Genomic DNA, 17,466 nt, shown 5'->3' on the forward strand with positions numbered 1-17,466 from the left:
CAATCCTTTAATAGCCGCGCGGCGGCGCTTCGTGAAATTCGACGCCCATCTGGCCGCCGAAAGCGTGTATTTGCTCCATGTACTGGGCGAATCCCTTGACCGTAAGGTCGGTGCTGCTACCCACCAGAACCGGCTGTCCGCCCGGATCGAAATCCCATTTGCGGTAGCTTTCTTCCTTGCACAGCTCTGGGTCGTATTCCTCCGGCAGAAACTGCTGCTTGAAGTACTCGTGCCAGATTTCAGCGCTGTACTGGCGCTGGTCGCTCCAGCACTGCTCTGCTATATCCTTAAGGGGCCCGGCCCACATGCGAGCGTTCTGATCCAGCTTTCGGGCTTTCACTTCCTCCCGCACCAGCACCTCCAGCGGCTTCTCCGCGTCGAGTGGCAGGTTGCGGAGCAGGGCGATGGCGCGGTCGACATGCTCTTGGCCGCGAAGCAGCAGCTTGCGCTGCTCGAACTTCGGGCGCGTCATGGCGGTGCTCCCGCCGACCAGCGCGCCGTCATGCTGGCACCGCCTCGGAGCTGAGGGCGATGACCTTGTTCGGCGCCCGGTCCCAGCCGCGAACTTCGTCCTCCGTGAACTTGCCGGCTTCCGACAGGTCGCTGGTGTAACCGCACGTGCCGGCGCGGTGGTACAGGCTGTTCTGCTCGTTCCATATGGCAAACAGTGCTGGCTTCCCTGGGAACAGAATGTCGCGCAGCACGGCGGCGCGCTCGAACTTCATCGCCTTGATCGCACTCGCCATTTCACCCTCGATCCGCTGGCGGCGCTGGCGCGCGTTGCGCTTTACGCGCGGGTCGCCCGGGCATGCCGCGTAAAGCTCCCGGTGATCTGCCCACTCAACGCCATGTTTACCCGTGACGACCATCCAGCGGCCATTCAGGCTGTAGTACGCAGCGCCGTAGACCACGCGCCCTTTGCGGGTGATCGCATAGACTTTTGCCCCATCTTCGATGGCAACGCCGTCGCGTGTGAAGCCGTTGCTTGGGCTGTTGAAAGAAGCGCGCCCAAGATGCTCGACGTAGTGGCCCGAGGATCGCTGACTATGCTTGGCATATTCCAGCGCAGTTGCGCCGTTCAAGCCGATCTTCGGGGCCGATGGCTCGAACACATAGCCGGTGAAGGCGTTCAGCAGGTAGTCCCGTATGCGGAGCCTTGCTCGTTCCATTTCGATGCGCAACAGGTATGGCATGCGCGCCTCCTTACCGAAGTCGTAGCGCCCACCGTTGCGGTTCTCAGACAGCGTGACGTCCTGCCACATCTCGAATTTGATGCAGCGGCCCGACATCTCGAGCTGTCCCTTTAGGTCGCCCTTAGAGCAGGTGCGGTGGTTGAGCGCAATTGCCTTGTATTGGTCCGACTCATCCCAAGGCAAGACGCTCCATCCGATTCGGCGCAGGGTTTGCACAATCCGTGCAAACACATCGCGCTTAAACTGTCGCTCCCATGCCTTTTCTGCCGGCCATCCGCCAGCGGCGCGCGCTGCCGAGATTCCTTCCTCTCGAATGTACACGTAGGCGTCACCGAAGCCGATGGCGCCTACGCGCTCGATGCGGCCCTTGGTCATCGTCATGGCGCTACGCCCAGGTCGACCACGTCGATGACGATGCCACGGCAGTACACGATGCCGTCTTCCATGATGTCGAAGGTCGCGTGCGGCACGTCGGTGCGGTAGGTCCAGCTGGTGTCATCTTCCGCGCACCACAGGGCTTCGACCTTGCGCGCCAGCGGTTCGCGCGAGAAGTAGTCCTTGAGCTCGACGTCGTCTTCAATGTTCTCGCGCCCAGGCAGCATGCCCTGCACATCAATCAGCGCCGTGCCACCGTCGTAGCAGCCGAATTCATCATCGATGGCGCCGCGCAGTTCCATCAGGTCGTCGCTGGCGCCGAAGATCACCACCAGGCCGGCGGCAGCCGCCTGGGCTTGCTCTTCCTTCGTCATGTCGAATGGGTATTCGCGGCCGTCCAGCGTCACGGCCAGCAGTTCCTTGCTCAGCTTCGGTGCCGCGACCGGCGCCGCCGCCGGCACACCCATGTTGGTGTACGGGTGCTTGTCCTTGTGCGGCTGGATGTGCGCAATGAAGTGCTTGCCGATCGATTCGGCAGTGGCGAAGGCAGCGAACTCCTGGGCCGTGAAATTGGCGTAGTGGTACACGTTGCCGGGCGCGCCCTTGGCAAAGAACTGGATGGCCAGAGTCTGGCTGGCGGCGTCGTGACCGATGGCCGCGAGCTTGCTGGATTTGACCGGGGTGAGGGCGATGCTATTTGCGTTCATGGATGACTCCTGGTGGTGATGGGGTTATGCGGCGTACTTCGTCTGCACGGCGGCGATGTGGCGGGTCAGAGCAGCGCACATGCGCGGGAAATCAGCTTCGTGATACAACTTGGCGGCGCGGTCGGTGGCCGCCGGCGCAAAGCCCAACGCGGTCAGAAAGTCAGCGGTCAGCGTGATGCCGAGGCGTTCGCTGATCTGGCCTAGGCGCAGCGCCGGCGGTGTTTGCGCGTTCACCGCGGCGCCGGTCGAGAACAGATCTGCCTCAGCAGTGCCTGCCTGCGAGTTGGCGAGGTCGCTCAGCCGGCCCTGTTCGGCCAGTGCTGCAGCCTGGTCTCGCGCGATGCTGGCGTGTGCAGCTGCAAGGGCGCTTTCGCGGGTTGGCTGCGCGTCCTGGGCGGCGCGGTCGGCTGCTGCCTGGCTGGCGCGCTGTTCGGCGAGCGCGGCGGCCTGCTGTTCCATCTGCGCCTTCGTGGCAGCGGCGACGCGCTCGCGCTCTGCCTGGTCGGCTGCGGCTTGACGCTCGGCATCGGCGCGGCGCTGGGCGGCCAGCTCGGCAGCCGCAGCAGCTTCGGCCTTGGCCTTTTCCTCGGCCGCGATCTTGGCGCGCAGCGCTTCCTGCTTGGCGGCCTCGGCGCGCTCGTGATCAGCGATGCGGGTGCGCACCACCAGCTGGAAGTCGTCCATCGGCTTGCCGATGATCTGCGCCATATCCATGAACAGGGCGCCGTACCCGGTGGCGTTTTCTTTGCACCATGCCTGCTTGAGGCGGTAATCGCCGGCCTTCTGGTTGGCTTCGATCTTGGCATTCGCCAACGTAGTGTTCACGGCATCGTGCAGGCTGGCCAGCGTGCGCTTGTTTTTCATGGCGCCAGCGAAGTCGGGCGGCAGCAGAGCCAGGCGCAGCGGTGCAATTTCCTTTTCCAGCCCTGCGATGTGGTCTGCGTAATCGCGCTTGCCTTCGTTGAGGATCGTTTCCTTGATCTGTTCTTTGCGGGTCTTGACCAGCTTTTCCAGTTCCAGGCGCTTTGCGCGGAACTGGGCCTTGATGTGGTCGACCGTGCGCATCACCTCGTCGATGGTCGAGGTCTGCGCCAGCGCGGCCGCCTTGGCCAGATCGAGCTTGTCCTCGGCCTCACCGCAGAACTTCACGTTGTATTCGGCGTCCGCGAAGTCCTGGTCATCCTGCAGGTCGGTCTTGATAGTGCCGAGGAACTTCTCGGCAGCCTTCTGGTAGGCCATAAGGTTGCTGCTGACCACTTTGCCCTCGGTCTGCACGACCAGCGCGGGCAGCGCGGCGGCCGGCGCGGCTTCCGGCTTCACTGCATGGTCCACCTGCTTGTAGCTGGCAACATCGGCGTCGAATTGCTCCCAGCCAGCGCGGATGCGGTCGAACCAGGCGGCGTCCGGATACACCCACATCCAGACCATGTTTTCCTCGGTGCCGTCGGACACCATGAACATCCATTTCTCTGCACCGGTGACCATCAGCTGCTGTTGGACCTGTGGCTTGTGGTCGTCGGGCAGCTCGTTGCCGGCCACGGCGGCGGCCAGCTCTTCGTTCCACTGCTTGTGCTCGAAGCCGATGGTCTCGTCCATGGTCAGGCCGTCGCAGGATGCGCTCTCGCGCCCCAGCGACAGTGTCACCGGGTACAGGTCGTCGCCCAAGATTTTCTCGGCGTTCGGGCGGGCCGTGGCCTCGACCTGGTGGCCGTAGTCCAGGATGTGTTCCTGCACCCACTCGCTGAATTCTTCCGCGAGGCCGGTTGCCTTCATGCGCACCAGCTCTGATCGGGTGACCTTTTTTGACAGGCCCAGCATGGCAGCCGCCTCGCTGGCGCCGTGGTGCGCGAAGCGGAAGGCGTGCCAGTCGTCGCTGCCCTGCAGCAGGTTGTGGATTTCACGGGTGAGGGTGGTCTCGCGTTGCATGTTCTGTCCTGGTAGTTTTCGGGGTGTGGTCGGTGGTGCTGCTGCGGATTACTCTTGCTCGTGGGCCCAACTGTCGATGGTCAGTTTTTGGGCCTCGGTGAACGTGGCGCGAGTACTCAACATCGCGATCAGCTGCGCCGGCGTCTTCTTCTTGCTCAAGACCATTTCGCGCCACACCGGCGTTTTCTCGGCAAACAGCTCATCCGTGCATTCCGGCAGCTGGTCGATGGTGTGCGGCTCAGCGGCAGCCTGGTGCGGCGCCGGGGTGATGTCGCGAATTTCGCGGCTCGACTCGTCGAGCTCGTCAGGGGTGTAGACACCCAGGATCACGTCCGGCGCATACAGGCGCGCCCAACGCTTCACGGCGAGGTATGCCAGCTGCTGTTTGGGATCGGTGGCCCACAGCGGGGAGTTGCGCACGCTGGCCTGCACCAGCAGCAGTTCGAGGGTGCGCGGCTGTGTCTCGCCGCGCAGCGTGGCCGAGATACGGATGCCCAGGCCGATCTCGGCGTTCAAGTCGTAGTCGGGCGCATGGAACTGATAGGCCTTGCGGTAATCCTTGTCGCCCTTTTTGCCGCGTTCGGGCACGCTGACCACCTTGGTCTTGCCGATGATGCGCTCCCATGGGCCGAACCACTCATAGTTGAAGCGGTCTTGCGTCACGCCGCTCGATACGATGGCCGCATTCACAAGCTGACCTTCGTAGCCAAGGGCGCCGTTGACCACGTGTGTCTTCTGCGCAACCGCAAAAGGGTTCATCTGCCACTGCATTGCCTGCATGATCACGGCCGCGCAATCCGAGGCACTGCTCTTGAGGTGGTCGGGGATCGTCGCGCGCCCCTTGGCCATGATGTCGGCCAGGCGCATGATGCTTTCCATGCTGCTGACATCGAGGACGAGTGAGGCGGTGCTGGCCGGCGCCATTGGGGCGCTCGACAGCTGCATGGCGGATTGCGCTTCTCGGGTGACTGCGTTCATGCTTCTCTCCTGTTTAACTTCGTTGTTGCCGCCGGTGGCAGGTATTTTCGCGGTGTTGGGGCGCCAGCTACTTGTCGCCTTTGCCGATCCAGATTTCTTGCTCCCGCTGCGCGGCGCGCGCATCGGCTTGCTGCATGTGTCCATAGGTCGCCGCGATCAAGATCAGCAGCGCTGCGATGGTCAGAAATTCACGCAGATTCATCGGTGCCTCCGTGGGGCGTTGCGCGCTCAGCCATGACACGGTCGCGCTTGAGCTGGATCGCTGCTTGCACAGCCTGGCGTCTCTTCCAACTCGGCACGCCCAAACCCTCCAGCGCAATTTTTAGCACGCGCAGCTCGTGGCCCGTCATCATCGAGTTGCCGGTGTACAGGCTGACGATGCGGCGCAGCGCACGCTCATGTGGCGTCCACGGCGTCCTGGGCAACTGGGCGATCAGGCCCGTCTCCAGCGCGCTCACGTGCGCACCATGGCGGTTACGCCCAGCGCGCCAGCGTCGTACAGCGCGTCGCAGATCGCGCCCAGGGCGCCGATGGCAGTCCGGTGCTCGATGCGGCCGTCCTCGTGCTTGATGGTGAGCTGGTAGATCATGGCAACACCACCGATTTGAGAGCGCCGAACCAGAGGGCGCCGGCGGCCGCACTACCCATCACGAAGCCGGCGACGGACCCAACCAGGATGGCGCGGAGGAAGCGATATTTCACGATGCGGCTCCCTCGCGGTAGGTCAGCTGCAGACGGATCGCGTTGCGGCCAGCGGTGGCCGGCGCGCTGCAGCAGCTGCCGGCGGGCACTTGCTCAGCTGCGTCGAGGTTGCCGCTGGTCAGCGCGTCCTCGAAGCCGCTATCCTGGTAGTCGAAGGCGAGGGCGCTCGATACGGCGAGGCGCGAGGCGCGGCCGGCGGTGATGTGGCGGGCGATCACTTCGCACGCTCCGCAAGCATGGCATCGGCGAACGCATACGCACGGGTGGCGATCTCCTGCTCGTTCCTATATTCGCAACTACCTTTGGTCTTGTTTTCGATCATCGGCGCCAACGCTCGCACCGCGAAGTAGTCGCGCATCGACATCCCGCCATATGCCTCGGTGTCGATCCGCTCCTGGCCGTCGCTGTCGATGCCGGTTACCGTAGCCTCCAGACTCGGGAACGCCGGACCGCCGTTGTTCGTGATGCTCATGTCGCTCTCCCTGTTCGTTTCGTTGTTGGGGACCGCGTTCGCCGGTCGCTGCGTGTGATGGCGGGATTCGAACCCGCTTGGCGTGATGCGAATAGCTGAGCTTGCAGCGCCTTTCCACCGTGTTTCTCGCCCATCGTCATGGGGTTGCTCACCACATCGAAGCCGGCTGGATTCGAACCAGCGTTCCCCGTTACCGTCGCGCTCGGAATAGGTGCCCTTAGCCGCTAGACGACAGCTTCGATGTGGTTCCCGCGCTTGCCCGGCGCGGGACGGGTGCTGCTGGCGGCCAGGCGGCCACCAAAGGATCAGGCCGCTGCCACCTGCGACGCGCGGAATTTCGTCGTAGCCGTCGAGCCTTCGAGCAGGACCTCGATGAAGTCGCCGCGCAAAGACGGATGGGTAGCGATGTATTTGCCAGGGCGACGTTCTGGCGCTGCCTTGGTGCCCACGACGGTGACTGCCTGATTTTTCTTGAACGAACTCATGTGATGCCTTTCTATGGTTGGTGGTGGCCGGATACGCCGGCCGGCGGCACGGTGCGAGTGCGACGCGGGCATTCCAGATCCCACTGGGCGCGATTTCGTCGCCTGGCCAGGACTAGCCAGGTGGTAGCAGCACCCAGCGACCGCATTCGGATTAGTGCGTGACCAGCACGTCGCCGATCGACTGCGCGCCGTTCGGGTCGGTGCTTGTGCGGCCAGGACGGAGCGGGCCGGGCGCGGCATCAGCCAGGCATTCAGCTTTGACCTGTGCGGCGCTGGCGCCGGCGTACACGGCGCGGATGGCCTGGGCGACTTGTGTATTCGGCCGCTCGCCATTCAGTTCCTTGTGCACCTCGGCTTCCGGCGCGCCTTGCGCCTTGAGCAGCACGACGACATCAGCTACCTTCTGCAGTGCAGCGCACTGCTTTTCAACTGGTGCGGCCTGCAGGGTGGAGGCGATCAGCAGCGCGGCAACAACGATGACTTTTTTCACGATGAACTCCTAAAATTGGTGGATGGGGCAGGACTTCACTTCCTGTCGCGTGTCACATCGGTGGGCGCTCCACGTTGAAGTTGCGCTCCCACTCCATGCGCTCGATGCGCGCATCTTCGGCCGACACTTGGCGCAGCTCGTGCGCGCTCGGCAGCGTGCGGTTGCACCAGTCGTCGAATTCGAGCAATACGGGGCGCCTGAAGAATGCGGTCAGCGCCACGTCGTGGCCGGTCAGCGTCACGTCCGTTACTTCGTAGCCGGCCGCGTCGAGCGTTCCGTGCAGGTCGAGCAGCACGCCGTCATGTTCGTAGCCCACTACCAGCACGCGGGTACCGGGTGTCACGGTCGGCTGCTGTGCTGGCACGGCCGGCGCGCTGGCACGCTGGAGCAGCGCGAAGTTGATCGGAGCATTCATTACGCAGCCTCGGCAGCTTCGAAGGCCTGGGTCAGCACTGCCGGCTCGTACGTGTTGACCTCGCCGTACGCCTCAAACACGCGGCCGATCAGGTGGCCTGCGGCGCGGCTCAGCGCCGCAGCGCGGCGACCGATCCGGCTCATTTCGGTGTTGGTACGGGTCATGCCGCGTGCGGCACAGAACTGCGCAACGGTCTGGCGACCGTCTGCCGGTGCTGCTGCGACCAGGCTCAAGCGCGGCGCGCGCGGCGCCAGGTCAGCAGCCAATTCGGTGAAGTGGAAGGCGCTGCCAGATGGCGCGCCAACGATCAGGGCGATCACTTCGCCACCTGCTGGGCGGCGTATGCGACCTCACCGCGGAGGGCGGCTTCGGCAAGTGCTGCAAGTTCGGCTGGTGACATTTCGTTCTCCATCGCTGTGTTTGCTTCGATGGATGAACTATAGCGCAGCTATATTTCACTTGCAATAGCAGCGCTACAGTTCTTCAAAATTATTTTTGCATGATGTGCAGCATTGCTACAGAAAAGGTGCTTTCACCGGGTGGTCGGGGGCGCGCAGCAGCCCCATGGGTACTTGGCTGCCGTTCATTTGTACGATGGCCATTCTGTCAGGCTCGGAGCCCGAAGAACCGATCGGAAAGCTTTAGACGAAAAAAAGCCCGCATGTGCGGGCTGGTTAAGAGACAGTGGAGAGTCCTATGCGGGCGGGCTACTCGCTTCGCAGATTTCTTTCCAGTGGTCTTTAAAAACCTCACGCCGAGCGAGCTCGTACTGAGTATCTACAGAGTCGTTTGGCGTTGGGATGTTAGGGAACTGCTTTCTTAAATTTGCAATCCGATCGAGTCGTTCATTAACTTTGGTCAATACAAGCAAAAACTCCTCGGGCGACTCTTCGCCAAGCATACCCTCACTCTCGATATACACGGTTTTGGTCTGGCGGCCGGAAATAAATTTTTCAAAACCGGTGTAGGCGCCCATTCTGTTCTTGGAATTAAACTCTCCGCAATGCCAGTTGAAGTCAACGAGTCGATCGTTTCGGAAAAGTATGGTGGTAGGGTCTATTACACGCTCGGCGACCAACTCGCGTGCCTTGGGTAGCGTCACCCAGCTTTCATATTTAAGCCAAAAAATCGCGCAGCTGATGGCGGCTGCTACCACTACCAGGAGTGCGACGCGTTTAGAAGTTGATGACGGTTTATTCATCGCATTGACCAATATTCCATTATTTAAATGTGATCTGTTTCTCGCCGCACAACCCTTCCTATGATGCCGCAGTCCCGACTACGACATCCTTTCGGCCTGTGGCGAGCCTGATCAGGATTATCGGAAAATAGCCACCACTCGCCGCGCTCCTTCACCAAGCGCTTTATCACCGACTCGCCATCGTAATTGAAGGCATACACCTCGCCGTCTTTCATTATCCTGTCGGCAGTATCTACCACCACAACATCGCCATCGTAAAGACTTGGTTCCATGCTCTCTCCCGTTACGGAAAGAGCGAGTAGGGTGCTAGGGTGAATGCCTTTGCGATCTACCCAGTTTTTCCTCAAACTTATCGTGTCACCATCATAGATATCGGGCACCGTCTGAAAGCCAGTTACCCCGGCGCGCAACTGAAGTTTTACTTTCTTGATATGGTAGAAATTTTGATCTTCTGGGTCATCGATTACCACTCTCATCGCGCCCTTCGGTAACTCACTCGCTGGTGGCACCAGTTCCAAATGGCTCGCAGCTGCTTGCGCCTCCTTGGCCAGCCTTGGGCTTATATCCTCCAAGGTACAGCCAAACCCCCGCGCATAAGCCATTGCTGCCTCCATGCTTATGGGCCTCCGGCCAGTGATGTTCTGATAGATCATGGACTGGCCGCCCTTGATCTCGTGCACACGCGCGAACTCCGCACGATTCACCCCCGCGAATCGTTCCTTGAGGCGCGCGGCCTCTTCCTCGATAGTCAATATCTTCATATAGCAATGCTATCTAAAAAAGAATGTAGCAGGGCTTGTGTTTAAACTGTAGCGGCGCTATAGTTCGCACATGAACCTCAAAACATACTCGGCACAGGCGGAAGTGAAGAAAGCGAAATTAGCTCGCTCCGTCGGCGTTTCGCCAGCGCTGCTACACCAGTGGATCGAAGGAATTCGACCGGTTGCCATTCGTCACTGCCTCGCTATCGAGCGTGCTACCGAGGGCCAGGTTACGCGTCAGGACCTTCGCCCGGACGATTGGCAGAACATCTGGCCAGAGCTGGCGCCATCGTGCGCCGCTGCCGCTCCTACAGACGTGACCTCGCTCAACCGCGCCGGAGAACCCGCATGAAAGCCGCACTCAACCGGATCGCTGCGCTGCTCGGCTACGTGCCGGCGCCGGCCAAGCTCGCGCCGAGCGTCATCACGATGGAACTCGACTTCGAGATCGACAGCGCACCGCTGGACACCGCGATAGCGAAGCTCGACCAGGCTGCCGAGGCTGCGCGTCGTGCCGAAGCTGCTATCAACGATGCGCTGATGGCGCAGGCCGGCGAGTTCATCGAGTCCGTGTTGGTGGCTGACGATTCTCAGGCCCCGATCCTTGCCGAACTTCGCCGCGCCACCACGCTGCTGGAAGTTCTGGCCAAGCAGGGCGACCGCGCATCCCAAGTCGAGCCCGCCACTGGCGCCGCTGCATCCGGCCTTCCCGGCTGACGGCGACCGACGCAAACAATTTCGCAAATCGCCGGCTCAGACCTTGCCGGTTCCATCCTGAAGTCCGCATCACTATAGGAGCAACACCATGAGCAGCACCAACCATAAGCCAAGCCCCCGCTTGAACGTCATCAAGGTCTATGTCGGCGACGAAGAGCATGCCGCCTTACAGAGCCACTGCCACGCCGCTGACATCGGCGTGAGCGCCTTCCTGCGCAAGGCCGGCATGCGCATCGCAACCGCACACCAGCAGGTTACGCGCCTGCCTGGCCGCCGTGAAGGCCCTGATGCAGGCCTGCGCCGGGCCTTCTCGTTCCCCGGCCACGCCCAGGGCGTGCGCCGGGTATCGCGAGGCGCGCTGCGCCCGATGCGTTCCTGAATCGCCACCAAGTCCCGCACCCGCCGGGCGCAACCAAAGGAAGAGCCGTGAACCAGCTGATCATTGCCAACGTACCAATCCGCTCCGACGACCTCGGCCGCTACTCGCTGAACGACCTGCATAAGGCAGCCGGCGCCGCACCGCGCCACCGCCCGCCGCTTTGGCTCGAAAACCAGCAGGCCCAGGACCTGGTCGCGCAGCTCGCTGCCGAAGCAGGCGATGCAGGAATTCCTGCATCGGTCGTCAGTATCAAGGGCGGCCTGAACCAGGGCACCTACGCCGGCAAGGAACTGGTCTACGCCTACGCGATGTGGATCAGCGCCAAGTTCCACCTGGAAGTAATCCGTACGTTTGATGCATTGGTCACCGGCGCGCTCCCGGCGCCAGCAGCAAAGCCTGCGCGCGCGGTACCTGCGAAGTCGCCCTTGATGGTTGCCGCCAGCATGGCGCCGACGGTTGTACGCGCGCTGCGCTCGTTCGGCATCGACAAAAATGCGGCCGCCATCGGCGCCAACCAGATCATCACCGCGCAGACCGGCGTGAACCTTCTAGCGCTCGCCGGCCAGCAGCACATGCCGACGCCAGACCAGAAAATTTGCTTCACGCCCACCGAGCTCGGTAAGCGCTTTTGCCAGAGCGCCATCCGCTTCAACCAGCGCCTGCTCGACGCCGGCCTGCAAGAGAGCATCGCCGGCCATTGGGTGCCGACTGAGAAGGGGCGCCAGCACGCCGTCGTGCTCGACACCGGCAAGGCCCACGGCAATGGCACGCCGATCCAGCAGGTGAAGTGGAAGGATTCGGTACTCGCGGAGGTGGCCCTGTGAATAGCCCAGCGAACAATCAGCCGCGCGCAGCGGCGATAGGAATCGAGGACATCGCTGCTGAAATGGACCTCGAGCGCCGTATTGGACTGCATTTGGCCGCCACTACAGTGCTCGACGGTTTCACGGCTGGCCGCATCGCCTTCGACATTGTGAAGATGCTGCCGCATGCTGCTCTCGCGCCCGCCGTAGCTGATATCGGCTTGCCCGAGCTGCGCGACCACTTGGCAACGGCCAAGGTAATGGACCGCTCGATCACGCTGTCGCCGGCCTCCGCCGGCGCGCTGCACCTGGCGATGACCACGGCGCCGGCACAGCCTGAGCCCGGCGCCGCGCCGCAGCTGGCCGGCTACGTCGAGCCGCAGGAAATTCCGTGCATCGGCCAGTGCCGCACCACGCTGTGGGCCACGAAGCAAAGCGCTGACGCGCAGGCGGTGTACCTGCCGCCAACCATGGCGCCAAAGAAAGAAGGTGGACTGTGAGTCACCACGACGAAGACAAAGGCCGCGTCAAGCTGGCCGTGCTGGTTCGCGAAATGCGCGAGAACCTGGTCGCTCACATCGAGATAGCGCAACTCAGCGCGAAGATCAGCCGCGCTAAGTATTTGGCGTTGGTGGCCGAAGGCTTTACCGAGCAGCAGGCGCTGGAGCTGTGCGAACCATGAGCTACTCGACTTCGGCCGGAGCACCCCCATGACAGCAGGCCCCGTGCCGCCCAGCGTGCGCGAACTGCTGGATTACCTGATCACCGAACACCGTTTAAAAAATTACGCCGAGTTGGCCCGGGAAATGGGCGAGACGGGCGCCACGATCAGCCGCCTGGTGAGCGGCCGACAGCGCCTCTCGGCAAAGCAGATCCTGTTCATCCATGAGTACTTCGGCATGGGCGTTCAAGAGATCCGCGAGAGGTCCGGACAGTACGGCCCGATTGCGGAAATAGAAAAGCCGGCGTCCAGGCCGGCTTAGCAAATCAACTACAGAGGGCACCATGATAACACGTTACACCCGGAGGTCAGAACCATGACGACCTCGATCAACTACGCCGAGAGCAAAGCCCTGGCCGCCGTCAAGGACTGGCGCGTTACTGACAAGGCGAAGATCGCCGCGCCGCCGGCCGAGAAGGACCGCGCACGCACGAAGCACCGCCACAACGAGCAGAAGCTGCGCGCCTGCGCCGACCAGCTGCTGAAAGGCGAGGGTGGCCAGCCATGACGCACAAACGCGCACCCCACCACGGCAGCCGCACGTTGCTGCTGCTCGCCGCACTGAAGCAAGGCCCCGCCACGTTCTACCAGCTCTGCGAGCGCGCCAACGTGAACATCGAAAAAAACTCCGATGAAAATGCCGTTCGCGACATGGTCAGCAATATGATCGGGCGCAACGTCAGTTTTGACGGTCTGCTCTACCGCTTGACCGATCTGTCTCGCGATCTGCCAGCTGCCGGCCAGGTCGCTGGTCCAGCATACCGCGGGACGCCCTATCACGCACCGGTGCGCATCGTTCGCCGTGCTGCAGGAGCGCGAGCATGAAGCGCGACGACTTCACCATGTCGCTGGACCTGGGCCACGAGCTGATCATTGACAACTTCGCCGGAGGCGGCGGCACCAGCACCGGCCTGGAAGAAGCCTTCGGCCGCCCGGTCGATATCGCCATCAACCACGACCCCGAAGCGCTGGCAATGCACGCCATGAACCACCCACACACGAAGCACCTGTGCGAAAGTGTGTGGGACGTGGACCCGATCAAGGTCACGAACAACCAGCCGGTGGGCCTGGTCTGGCTGTCGCCGGACTGCAAGCATTTCAGCAAGGCCAAGGGCGGCACTCCGGTGGCAAAGAATATTCGCGGGCTGGCCTGGGTGACGCTGCGCTGGGCGGCGAAGTGCAAGCCGCGCGTGATCATGCTCGAGAACGTCGAAGAATTTAAGACTTGGGGGCCGCTGCTGGTGGACGCAGAGGGTAACTTCCGGCCGGATCCGGCGAAGAAGGGCAAAACCTTCGAGAGCTTTCTGCGCCAGCTGCGCGCGCACGGTTACACGGTGGACCACCGCGAGCTGCGCGCCAGCGACCACGACACCCCGACCATTCGCAAACGCTTCTTCCTCGTGGCGCGCCGCGACGGCCTGCCGATCCGCTGGCCGGCGGCCACGCATGGTGCGCCGACCTCGCCGGGCGTGCTGGCGGGCAAGCTGCTGCCGCACCGCACGGCGGCCGAATGCATCGACTGGTCAATTCCGTGTCCGTCGATTTTCGAGCGCAAGCGCCCGCTGGCGCCGGCAACGCTGCGTCGCATCGCCAAGGGCATCATGCGCTACGTGGTGGAAGCGCCCGCGCCATTCATCGTGGGGCAGGGCGGCCCGATCTATTCCGGCAAGCCAGTGTCTGTCGGGCAGCCATTCGGCACCCTCACGACCGAAAACCACCGCGCCGTAGTCCTGCCTACCATCATCCCGGTCACCCATCAGAGCGGCGACAGGAGCGAGTCCGTGAGCGAACCGTTTCGCACGATCACCGGCGCGCAGCGCGGCGAGAAGGCGTTGGCCGTGGCCTCGATGGTGCAGATTGGTTACGGCGAGCGCGAGGGCCAAGCGCCGCGCGCGCTGGACATAGAGAAGCCGCTGGGCACCGTCACCGCCGGAGGCGGCAAGGCGGCGTTGGTCAGCGCATTCTTGAACGAACACGCCAACGCGAGCAACCAGCGCGTGATGCCGGTGAACGAGCCGCTGCGTACGATCTGCGCGCAAGTGAAGGGCGGCCACATCAGCATGGTCACCGCGCATATTACGAAGTTTCGCACCGGCGCCACTGGCAGCGACATGATGGAGCCGGTACCGACGATCACGGCCGGCCCGAAAGAAAACCCGGCCGGCGCGCCGCACGCGCTGGGCGTCGTGACGGCGAACTTGATTCATATGGGCCATGGGGAAGGCAAGGAAGGCGGCAAACGTTTCAGCCACGGAATCCGTGATGTCGAGCAGCCGATCAACACCATCACCGCGAGCGGCGCCACGGCTGGCGTCGTTACCAGCAGTCTGGTGAAATTGCGCGGCACCAGCAGCACCGCGAGCGTCGAGGAGCCGCTACACACCATCAGCGCCGGCGGCCAGCATCACGCCGAGGTGCGAGCCTTCCTGCTCAAGTACTACGGCACCGACCAGCATCCTCGCCTCGAGGAGCCGCTGCACACCGTGACCACCAAAGACCGCTATGGCCTGGTCACCATCCAAGGCGTGGACTACCAGATCGTGGATATCGGTCTGCGCATGCTCGACCCGGCCGAGCTTTACCGTGCTCAGGGCTTTCCAGCCGACTACGTGATCCGCGAAATCCCGGATCCAGCGCTGCTATTCAAGGACGGCAGCCAGGTAGAAGGCAGCCCGCTGGATCTGCCGCGCATTTCGCTCACGAAGTCAGCACAGGTGCGCATGTGCGGCAACAGCGTTTGCCCGCCAATGGCGCGCGCGCTGATACAAGCAAACTTTATGCATGAGCGTGACGTGGGTTGGGTGGCAGCGTGAATATTTTTGCACTAGATCGTGAATGTGTTGCCGAGACTCATAGCCATGTACCGAAATTCGGCAAATCTAACGTCGAATTCTTCCGCTGTGGCATTGCTATCAAACAGCCATCGCAACGCTGCTTTGGCTTCTTCAGCCGACGGGAATTGGTAGAAGAAGGTACCGACAAGCACTATTGTGCCAGTCGTGCTTTGTTCCGCAGATTTTTTTGCACGCCAAGTCTCTGCAAAGTTGCGACCCAAGAGAAGAGCCATCTTTGCAGCCTCTTTCTGGCTTGCGAAATTTCCCTCCAGCTTCGGCATCCCAACTTGTTTTCCTTGATATCTCACTGTTACGTGAGCGGTCCAAGAGTGGTCCTGCATGGGGGTTGTTTTTATCTCGATCTCAAACTCTCGGTAGGGCTCTACCACGGTTGCAGCGTCCATTTAAACCTCAAAAGTTATCCAAAAGGAATCGTATCATGATATACGACTTGTCCCGCGAAGAGCGCCGTCACCGCGCCATCGCCAACGAAAAGCCGGCGCCTGTGCTCAGGCCCCAGCGCTGCGCCTGCGGCAAGGCCGCGCCGGCCAAGCAGCTAGTCCAGCATCAGCACTGCGTCGCCTGCCTGTTCGCCGCGCGCGTCGCGACGCTGCAAGACGACGACCTCGACGTGCTTCACCACATGCTGGGCGCCACCGGGCACCACCCGCAGTCCCGCTGGGGCTTCCGCAACGAATACCTGGCCAACCGCCGCGACCTGCTTGCGCTTGAGCGGCTGGTGGCTGGCGGCTTCGTGCGCGCTGGCACAATGCTTTTGGACTTGCGCTACTTCCACGCCACTCGTGATGGTTGCAAGCTGGCGGGTTTGAGCGCAGTCGCGGCACGCCACGCGTTGGAGCTACTTCATGAGCATTAAAACTCGGCCCGGCAGTATAAAAACTAAATCGCGCTCAAGTTTCTTGGCTCAGCAAAGCCCGTGCGCGATCGACTCCATTGGACACGCGTTCAAACGCGTCTTCGCTGGCCAGGCGGAATTCTTCGACCTGAGCGAACCATTCGTCAATGTTTTGATTATCCAGATGGGGATTTTCGCGACCAAATTCGGTGAGGCGATACGCCGAAGCAAGGCAGTTTTGTACGCCGAGCACCCCTTTAATCATTTCAGTCGAGCGCAGTTCATGCAGAGGTATCAACTCAATGGCCCTTTTCCCTCCGTGAAAATCCAGGTAATAGGACGAGACGAGGAAATAGCCCATGAAGGATCCCTTGTTGCTCATATTGGTGAATGCTTCGTCGATAATTTCTTTGGCATGTGCGACCACGGCAAACGCGGAGAGGAGTCGCTCAACGTCCTCCTCAAGTCTTTCCCTTTTTGCGAGCGCTGCGGCACTCTGAGCTTGTCGATTTGCAAGCGCAAAACCAGAAGCGATGGCGATTACCGAGCCTATAGCTTGAACCCAACCAGCCGCCTCACTCGACGCCAATCCCTTTTTCGGATCCTGCATGACAAGCCGAAGCGCAAACAACATCGAGGCAAATATCCCCAACATAAAGGCGATGGCCACAATATTCGTCGTCGTGCGAACTGCAGCTTTAAGTTTGGACATTTCGCTATCCCAGTGAAATTGCGGATCGTAGCATGATGCGCCGCACACCCATGAAAACTGGCTCCTCCCCAATGAAGCGCCAGGCCTTCGCGCGCACTGAGCGTATCGAAGCGCGTGAGGTTACGAAGACCATCACCAAGGCTGCGCGCGAGAAGAAGCACAAGTGCGTGGTCAAGTCGTGCCGCGCCGAGTTCGTTCGACCGCAGCCGTTCGTGACCTGGTGCTCGCCTGAGTGCGGCACGGTGGTGGCGCTGGCGAAGCTCGACAAGCAACGCCAGGCCACGGCCAAGGCCGAGCGCAAGGACCGCCAGGAGAAGCTGGCCAAGTTCAAGCGCAAGGCTGACCACGTGGCCGACTGCCAGAAGGCTTTCAACGCCTGGGTGCGTTTTCGCGATCGGCTGCTGCCGTGCATCTGCTGCGGCCGCGCCCTGACCGGCGTGGATGGCCTGGGCGCCCACGGCTGGGATGCCGGCCACTATCGCAGCGTCGGCAGCGCTCCACACCTGCGCTTCCATCCGGACAACGTGCACCGCCAGCTGGTGCACTGCAACCGCTACGGCGCCGGCCGCGCGGTCGACTACCGCATCGGCCTGATCAAACGCATTGGCCAGGCAGCTGTGGAGGCGCTGGAGGCCGACAACGAACCGCGCCACTACACGGCCGACCAGCTGATCGCCATGACCGCGCACTACCGAAAACTTTTAAAAGAACTCAAGGCGGCGGCCTGACGGCCGTCGTC

The 17,466-nt window shown here is 62.1% G+C and carries 30 protein-coding genes and 1 tRNA gene; 12 read left to right on the forward strand and 19 right to left on the reverse strand.

Annotated features, from left to right (window positions below):
- Nucleotides 1–7: 7 nt before the first annotated feature.
- The 17 genes from ASF61_RS10735 to ASF61_RS10800 form a co-directional block, all read right to left on the reverse strand.
- Nucleotides 8–472, reverse strand: coding sequence for a recombination protein NinB (locus ASF61_RS10735; protein WP_056155114.1), 465 nt, complete (start codon nt 470–472; stop codon nt 8–10).
- Between the two features lie 28 nt (nt 473–500).
- A complete protein-coding gene (locus tag ASF61_RS10740; protein WP_056155117.1) occupies nt 501–1,574 on the reverse strand; it encodes a hypothetical protein in 1,074 nt (357 codons plus the stop codon).
- On the reverse strand, nt 1,571–2,275 hold the full coding sequence (locus ASF61_RS24455) for a KTSC domain-containing protein (protein WP_307155904.1): 705 nt from the start codon (nt 2,273–2,275) through the stop codon (nt 1,571–1,573). Before ASF61_RS24455 ends, ASF61_RS10740 begins: the two co-directional genes overlap by 4 nt.
- A 24-nt stretch (nt 2,276–2,299) precedes the next feature.
- Entirely contained in the window at nt 2,300–4,201 is a 1,902-nt protein-coding gene (locus ASF61_RS10755; protein WP_056155121.1) for a YqaJ viral recombinase family protein, read from the reverse strand.
- Between the two features lie 48 nt (nt 4,202–4,249).
- Entirely contained in the window at nt 4,250–5,179 is a 930-nt protein-coding gene (locus ASF61_RS10760; RefSeq protein WP_229205793.1) for a RecT family recombinase, read from the reverse strand.
- A 67-nt stretch (nt 5,180–5,246) separates the two neighbouring features.
- Nucleotides 5,247–5,381, reverse strand: a complete 135-nt coding sequence (locus ASF61_RS24315; protein ID WP_255354555.1) for a hypothetical protein — start codon at nt 5,379–5,381, stop codon at nt 5,247–5,249.
- On the reverse strand, nt 5,368–5,637 hold the full coding sequence (locus ASF61_RS10765) for a hypothetical protein (RefSeq protein WP_056155127.1): 270 nt from the start codon (nt 5,635–5,637) through the stop codon (nt 5,368–5,370). The genes ASF61_RS24315 and ASF61_RS10765 overlap by 14 nt, the downstream gene beginning before the upstream one ends.
- Complete coding sequence (locus tag ASF61_RS24320) at nt 5,634–5,768, reverse strand: hypothetical protein (protein WP_255354556.1); 135 nt, start codon at nt 5,766–5,768, stop codon at nt 5,634–5,636. Before ASF61_RS24320 ends, ASF61_RS10765 begins: the two co-directional genes overlap by 4 nt.
- A 109-nt stretch (nt 5,769–5,877) precedes the next feature.
- On the reverse strand, nt 5,878–6,099 hold the full coding sequence (locus tag ASF61_RS10770) for a hypothetical protein (RefSeq protein ID WP_056155133.1): 222 nt from the start codon (nt 6,097–6,099) through the stop codon (nt 5,878–5,880).
- A complete protein-coding gene (locus ASF61_RS10775) occupies nt 6,096–6,353 on the reverse strand; it encodes a hypothetical protein (RefSeq protein WP_056155136.1) in 258 nt (85 codons plus the stop codon). Before ASF61_RS10775 ends, ASF61_RS10770 begins: the two co-directional genes overlap by 4 nt.
- A 157-nt stretch (nt 6,354–6,510) precedes the next feature.
- Nucleotides 6,511–6,592: transfer RNA gene (locus tag ASF61_RS23250), tRNA-OTHER, on the reverse strand.
- Between the two features lie 66 nt (nt 6,593–6,658).
- The gene (locus ASF61_RS10780; RefSeq protein WP_056155139.1) at nt 6,659–6,838 is read right to left on the reverse strand and encodes a hypothetical protein; all 180 of its coding nucleotides are present in this window, start codon (nt 6,836–6,838) and stop codon (nt 6,659–6,661) included.
- A 151-nt stretch (nt 6,839–6,989) separates the two neighbouring features.
- Complete coding sequence (locus tag ASF61_RS10785) at nt 6,990–7,328, reverse strand: hypothetical protein (RefSeq protein ID WP_056155142.1); 339 nt, start codon at nt 7,326–7,328, stop codon at nt 6,990–6,992.
- Nucleotides 7,329–7,380: 52 nt separating this feature from the next.
- A complete protein-coding gene (locus ASF61_RS10790) occupies nt 7,381–7,743 on the reverse strand; it encodes a hypothetical protein (RefSeq protein ID WP_056155145.1) in 363 nt (120 codons plus the stop codon).
- Nucleotides 7,743–8,063 (reverse strand): hypothetical protein, encoded by a 321-nt coding sequence (locus tag ASF61_RS10795; protein ID WP_056155149.1) that lies wholly within the window; start codon nt 8,061–8,063, stop codon nt 7,743–7,745. Before ASF61_RS10795 ends, ASF61_RS10790 begins: the two co-directional genes overlap by 1 nt.
- 374 nt (nt 8,064–8,437) lie before the next feature.
- On the reverse strand, nt 8,438–8,944 hold the full coding sequence (locus ASF61_RS23255) for a hypothetical protein (RefSeq protein ID WP_156369523.1): 507 nt from the start codon (nt 8,942–8,944) through the stop codon (nt 8,438–8,440).
- A 23-nt stretch (nt 8,945–8,967) separates the two neighbouring features.
- The gene (locus ASF61_RS10800) at nt 8,968–9,705 is read right to left on the reverse strand and encodes an XRE family transcriptional regulator (RefSeq protein ID WP_056155152.1); all 738 of its coding nucleotides are present in this window, start codon (nt 9,703–9,705) and stop codon (nt 8,968–8,970) included.
- Between the two features lie 70 nt (nt 9,706–9,775).
- On the opposite strand from ASF61_RS10800, the gene ASF61_RS22720 reads away from it, so the two are divergent.
- The 10 genes from ASF61_RS22720 (at nt 9,776) to ASF61_RS10845 (ending at nt 15,138) form a co-directional block, all read left to right on the forward strand.
- Nucleotides 9,776–10,057, forward strand: coding sequence for a YdaS family helix-turn-helix protein (locus ASF61_RS22720; protein ID WP_082491443.1), 282 nt, complete (start codon nt 9,776–9,778; stop codon nt 10,055–10,057).
- On the forward strand, nt 10,054–10,422 hold the full coding sequence (locus ASF61_RS10805; RefSeq protein WP_056155154.1) for a hypothetical protein: 369 nt from the start codon (nt 10,054–10,056) through the stop codon (nt 10,420–10,422). Before ASF61_RS22720 ends, ASF61_RS10805 begins: the two co-directional genes overlap by 4 nt.
- A gap of 88 nt (nt 10,423–10,510) precedes the next feature.
- Nucleotides 10,511–10,801, forward strand: a complete 291-nt coding sequence (locus ASF61_RS10810) for a hypothetical protein (protein WP_156369524.1) — start codon at nt 10,511–10,513, stop codon at nt 10,799–10,801.
- 47 nt (nt 10,802–10,848) lie between these two features.
- Nucleotides 10,849–11,625, forward strand: coding sequence for a KilA-N domain-containing protein (locus tag ASF61_RS10815; protein WP_056155160.1), 777 nt, complete (start codon nt 10,849–10,851; stop codon nt 11,623–11,625).
- A gap of 92 nt (nt 11,626–11,717) precedes the next feature.
- Nucleotides 11,718–12,104: a hypothetical protein gene (locus ASF61_RS10820; protein WP_156369525.1), complete on the forward strand. Its 387-nt coding sequence runs from the start codon at nt 11,718–11,720 to the stop codon at nt 12,102–12,104.
- On the forward strand, nt 12,101–12,286 hold the full coding sequence (locus ASF61_RS10825) for a hypothetical protein (RefSeq protein WP_056155165.1): 186 nt from the start codon (nt 12,101–12,103) through the stop codon (nt 12,284–12,286). The genes ASF61_RS10820 and ASF61_RS10825 overlap by 4 nt, the downstream gene beginning before the upstream one ends.
- Nucleotides 12,287–12,314: 28 nt before the next feature.
- On the forward strand, nt 12,315–12,587 hold the full coding sequence (locus ASF61_RS10830; RefSeq protein ID WP_056155167.1) for a helix-turn-helix transcriptional regulator: 273 nt from the start codon (nt 12,315–12,317) through the stop codon (nt 12,585–12,587).
- Between the two features lie 54 nt (nt 12,588–12,641).
- Nucleotides 12,642–12,833: a hypothetical protein gene (locus ASF61_RS10835; RefSeq protein WP_056155172.1), complete on the forward strand. Its 192-nt coding sequence runs from the start codon at nt 12,642–12,644 to the stop codon at nt 12,831–12,833.
- Nucleotides 12,830–13,150, forward strand: a complete 321-nt coding sequence (locus tag ASF61_RS10840; RefSeq protein WP_056155175.1) for a hypothetical protein — start codon at nt 12,830–12,832, stop codon at nt 13,148–13,150. Before ASF61_RS10835 ends, ASF61_RS10840 begins: the two co-directional genes overlap by 4 nt.
- Complete coding sequence (locus ASF61_RS10845) at nt 13,147–15,138, forward strand: DNA cytosine methyltransferase (protein ID WP_056155178.1); 1,992 nt, start codon at nt 13,147–13,149, stop codon at nt 15,136–15,138. Before ASF61_RS10840 ends, ASF61_RS10845 begins: the two co-directional genes overlap by 4 nt.
- Before the next feature lie 11 nt (nt 15,139–15,149).
- Here ASF61_RS10845 and ASF61_RS10850 read toward each other — a convergent pair whose 3' ends face one another.
- The gene (locus ASF61_RS10850) at nt 15,150–15,563 is read right to left on the reverse strand and encodes a hypothetical protein (protein ID WP_056155181.1); all 414 of its coding nucleotides are present in this window, start codon (nt 15,561–15,563) and stop codon (nt 15,150–15,152) included.
- Nucleotides 15,564–15,598: 35 nt separating this feature from the next.
- Here ASF61_RS10850 and ASF61_RS10855 point away from each other — a divergent pair, with 35 nt between their 5' ends.
- Entirely contained in the window at nt 15,599–16,036 is a 438-nt protein-coding gene (locus ASF61_RS10855) for a hypothetical protein (RefSeq protein ID WP_056155185.1), read from the forward strand.
- A 34-nt stretch (nt 16,037–16,070) separates the two neighbouring features.
- Here the strand turns inward: ASF61_RS10855 and ASF61_RS10860 are convergent, their stop codons facing one another.
- The gene (locus ASF61_RS10860; protein WP_056155188.1) at nt 16,071–16,727 is read right to left on the reverse strand and encodes a hypothetical protein; all 657 of its coding nucleotides are present in this window, start codon (nt 16,725–16,727) and stop codon (nt 16,071–16,073) included.
- A 50-nt stretch (nt 16,728–16,777) separates the two neighbouring features.
- On the opposite strand from ASF61_RS10860, the gene ASF61_RS10865 reads away from it, so the two are divergent.
- Entirely contained in the window at nt 16,778–17,455 is a 678-nt protein-coding gene (locus ASF61_RS10865) for a recombination protein NinG (protein ID WP_229205794.1), read from the forward strand.
- Nucleotides 17,456–17,466: the final 11 nt, after the last annotated feature.

It is taken from the genome of Duganella sp. Leaf126, assembly GCF_001423125.1.
GTDB lineage: Bacteria > Pseudomonadota > Gammaproteobacteria > Burkholderiales > Burkholderiaceae_D > Rugamonas.

Excerpts from the sequence above, each read along its gene's own strand:
- ASF61_RS10735 (WP_056155114.1), bottom strand. The coding sequence starts at position 472 with ATGACGCGCCCGAAGTTCGAGCAGCGCAAGCTGCTGCTTCGCGGCCAA.
- ASF61_RS22720 (WP_082491443.1), top strand. The coding sequence starts at position 9,776 with ATGAACCTCAAAACATACTCGGCACAGGCGGAAGTGAAGAAAGCGAAA.
- ASF61_RS10840 (WP_056155175.1), top strand. The coding sequence starts at position 12,830 with ATGACGCACAAACGCGCACCCCACCACGGCAGCCGCACGTTGCTGCTG.
- ASF61_RS10780 (WP_056155139.1), bottom strand. The coding sequence starts at position 6,838 with ATGAGTTCGTTCAAGAAAAATCAGGCAGTCACCGTCGTGGGCACCAAG.
- ASF61_RS10740 (WP_056155117.1), bottom strand. The coding sequence starts at position 1,574 with ATGACGATGACCAAGGGCCGCATCGAGCGCGTAGGCGCCATCGGCTTC.
- ASF61_RS10755 (WP_056155121.1), bottom strand. The coding sequence starts at position 4,201 with ATGCAACGCGAGACCACCCTCACCCGTGAAATCCACAACCTGCTGCAG.
- ASF61_RS10855 (WP_056155185.1), top strand. The coding sequence starts at position 15,599 with ATGATATACGACTTGTCCCGCGAAGAGCGCCGTCACCGCGCCATCGCC.
- ASF61_RS10845 (WP_056155178.1), top strand. The coding sequence starts at position 13,147 with ATGAAGCGCGACGACTTCACCATGTCGCTGGACCTGGGCCACGAGCTG.
- ASF61_RS24315 (WP_255354555.1), bottom strand. The coding sequence starts at position 5,381 with ATGAATCTGCGTGAATTTCTGACCATCGCAGCGCTGCTGATCTTGATC.
- ASF61_RS10860 (WP_056155188.1), bottom strand. The coding sequence starts at position 16,727 with ATGTCCAAACTTAAAGCTGCAGTTCGCACGACGACGAATATTGTGGCC.
- ASF61_RS10835 (WP_056155172.1), top strand. The coding sequence starts at position 12,642 with ATGACGACCTCGATCAACTACGCCGAGAGCAAAGCCCTGGCCGCCGTC.
- ASF61_RS24455 (WP_307155904.1), bottom strand. The coding sequence starts at position 2,275 with ATGAACGCAAATAGCATCGCCCTCACCCCGGTCAAATCCAGCAAGCTC.
- ASF61_RS23255 (WP_156369523.1), bottom strand. The coding sequence starts at position 8,944 with ATGAATAAACCGTCATCAACTTCTAAACGCGTCGCACTCCTGGTAGTG.
- ASF61_RS10805 (WP_056155154.1), top strand. The coding sequence starts at position 10,054 with ATGAAAGCCGCACTCAACCGGATCGCTGCGCTGCTCGGCTACGTGCCG.
- ASF61_RS10775 (WP_056155136.1), bottom strand. The coding sequence starts at position 6,353 with ATGAGCATCACGAACAACGGCGGTCCGGCGTTCCCGAGTCTGGAGGCT.
- ASF61_RS10830 (WP_056155167.1), top strand. The coding sequence starts at position 12,315 with ATGACAGCAGGCCCCGTGCCGCCCAGCGTGCGCGAACTGCTGGATTAC.
- ASF61_RS10810 (WP_156369524.1), top strand. The coding sequence starts at position 10,511 with ATGAGCAGCACCAACCATAAGCCAAGCCCCCGCTTGAACGTCATCAAG.
- ASF61_RS10800 (WP_056155152.1), bottom strand. The coding sequence starts at position 9,705 with ATGAAGATATTGACTATCGAGGAAGAGGCCGCGCGCCTCAAGGAACGA.
- ASF61_RS10850 (WP_056155181.1), bottom strand. The coding sequence starts at position 15,563 with ATGGACGCTGCAACCGTGGTAGAGCCCTACCGAGAGTTTGAGATCGAG.
- ASF61_RS24320 (WP_255354556.1), bottom strand. The coding sequence starts at position 5,768 with ATGATCTACCAGCTCACCATCAAGCACGAGGACGGCCGCATCGAGCAC.
- ASF61_RS10760 (WP_229205793.1), bottom strand. The coding sequence starts at position 5,179 with ATGAACGCAGTCACCCGAGAAGCGCAATCCGCCATGCAGCTGTCGAGC.
- ASF61_RS10865 (WP_229205794.1), top strand. The coding sequence starts at position 16,778 with ATGAAAACTGGCTCCTCCCCAATGAAGCGCCAGGCCTTCGCGCGCACT.
- ASF61_RS10790 (WP_056155145.1), bottom strand. The coding sequence starts at position 7,743 with ATGAATGCTCCGATCAACTTCGCGCTGCTCCAGCGTGCCAGCGCGCCG.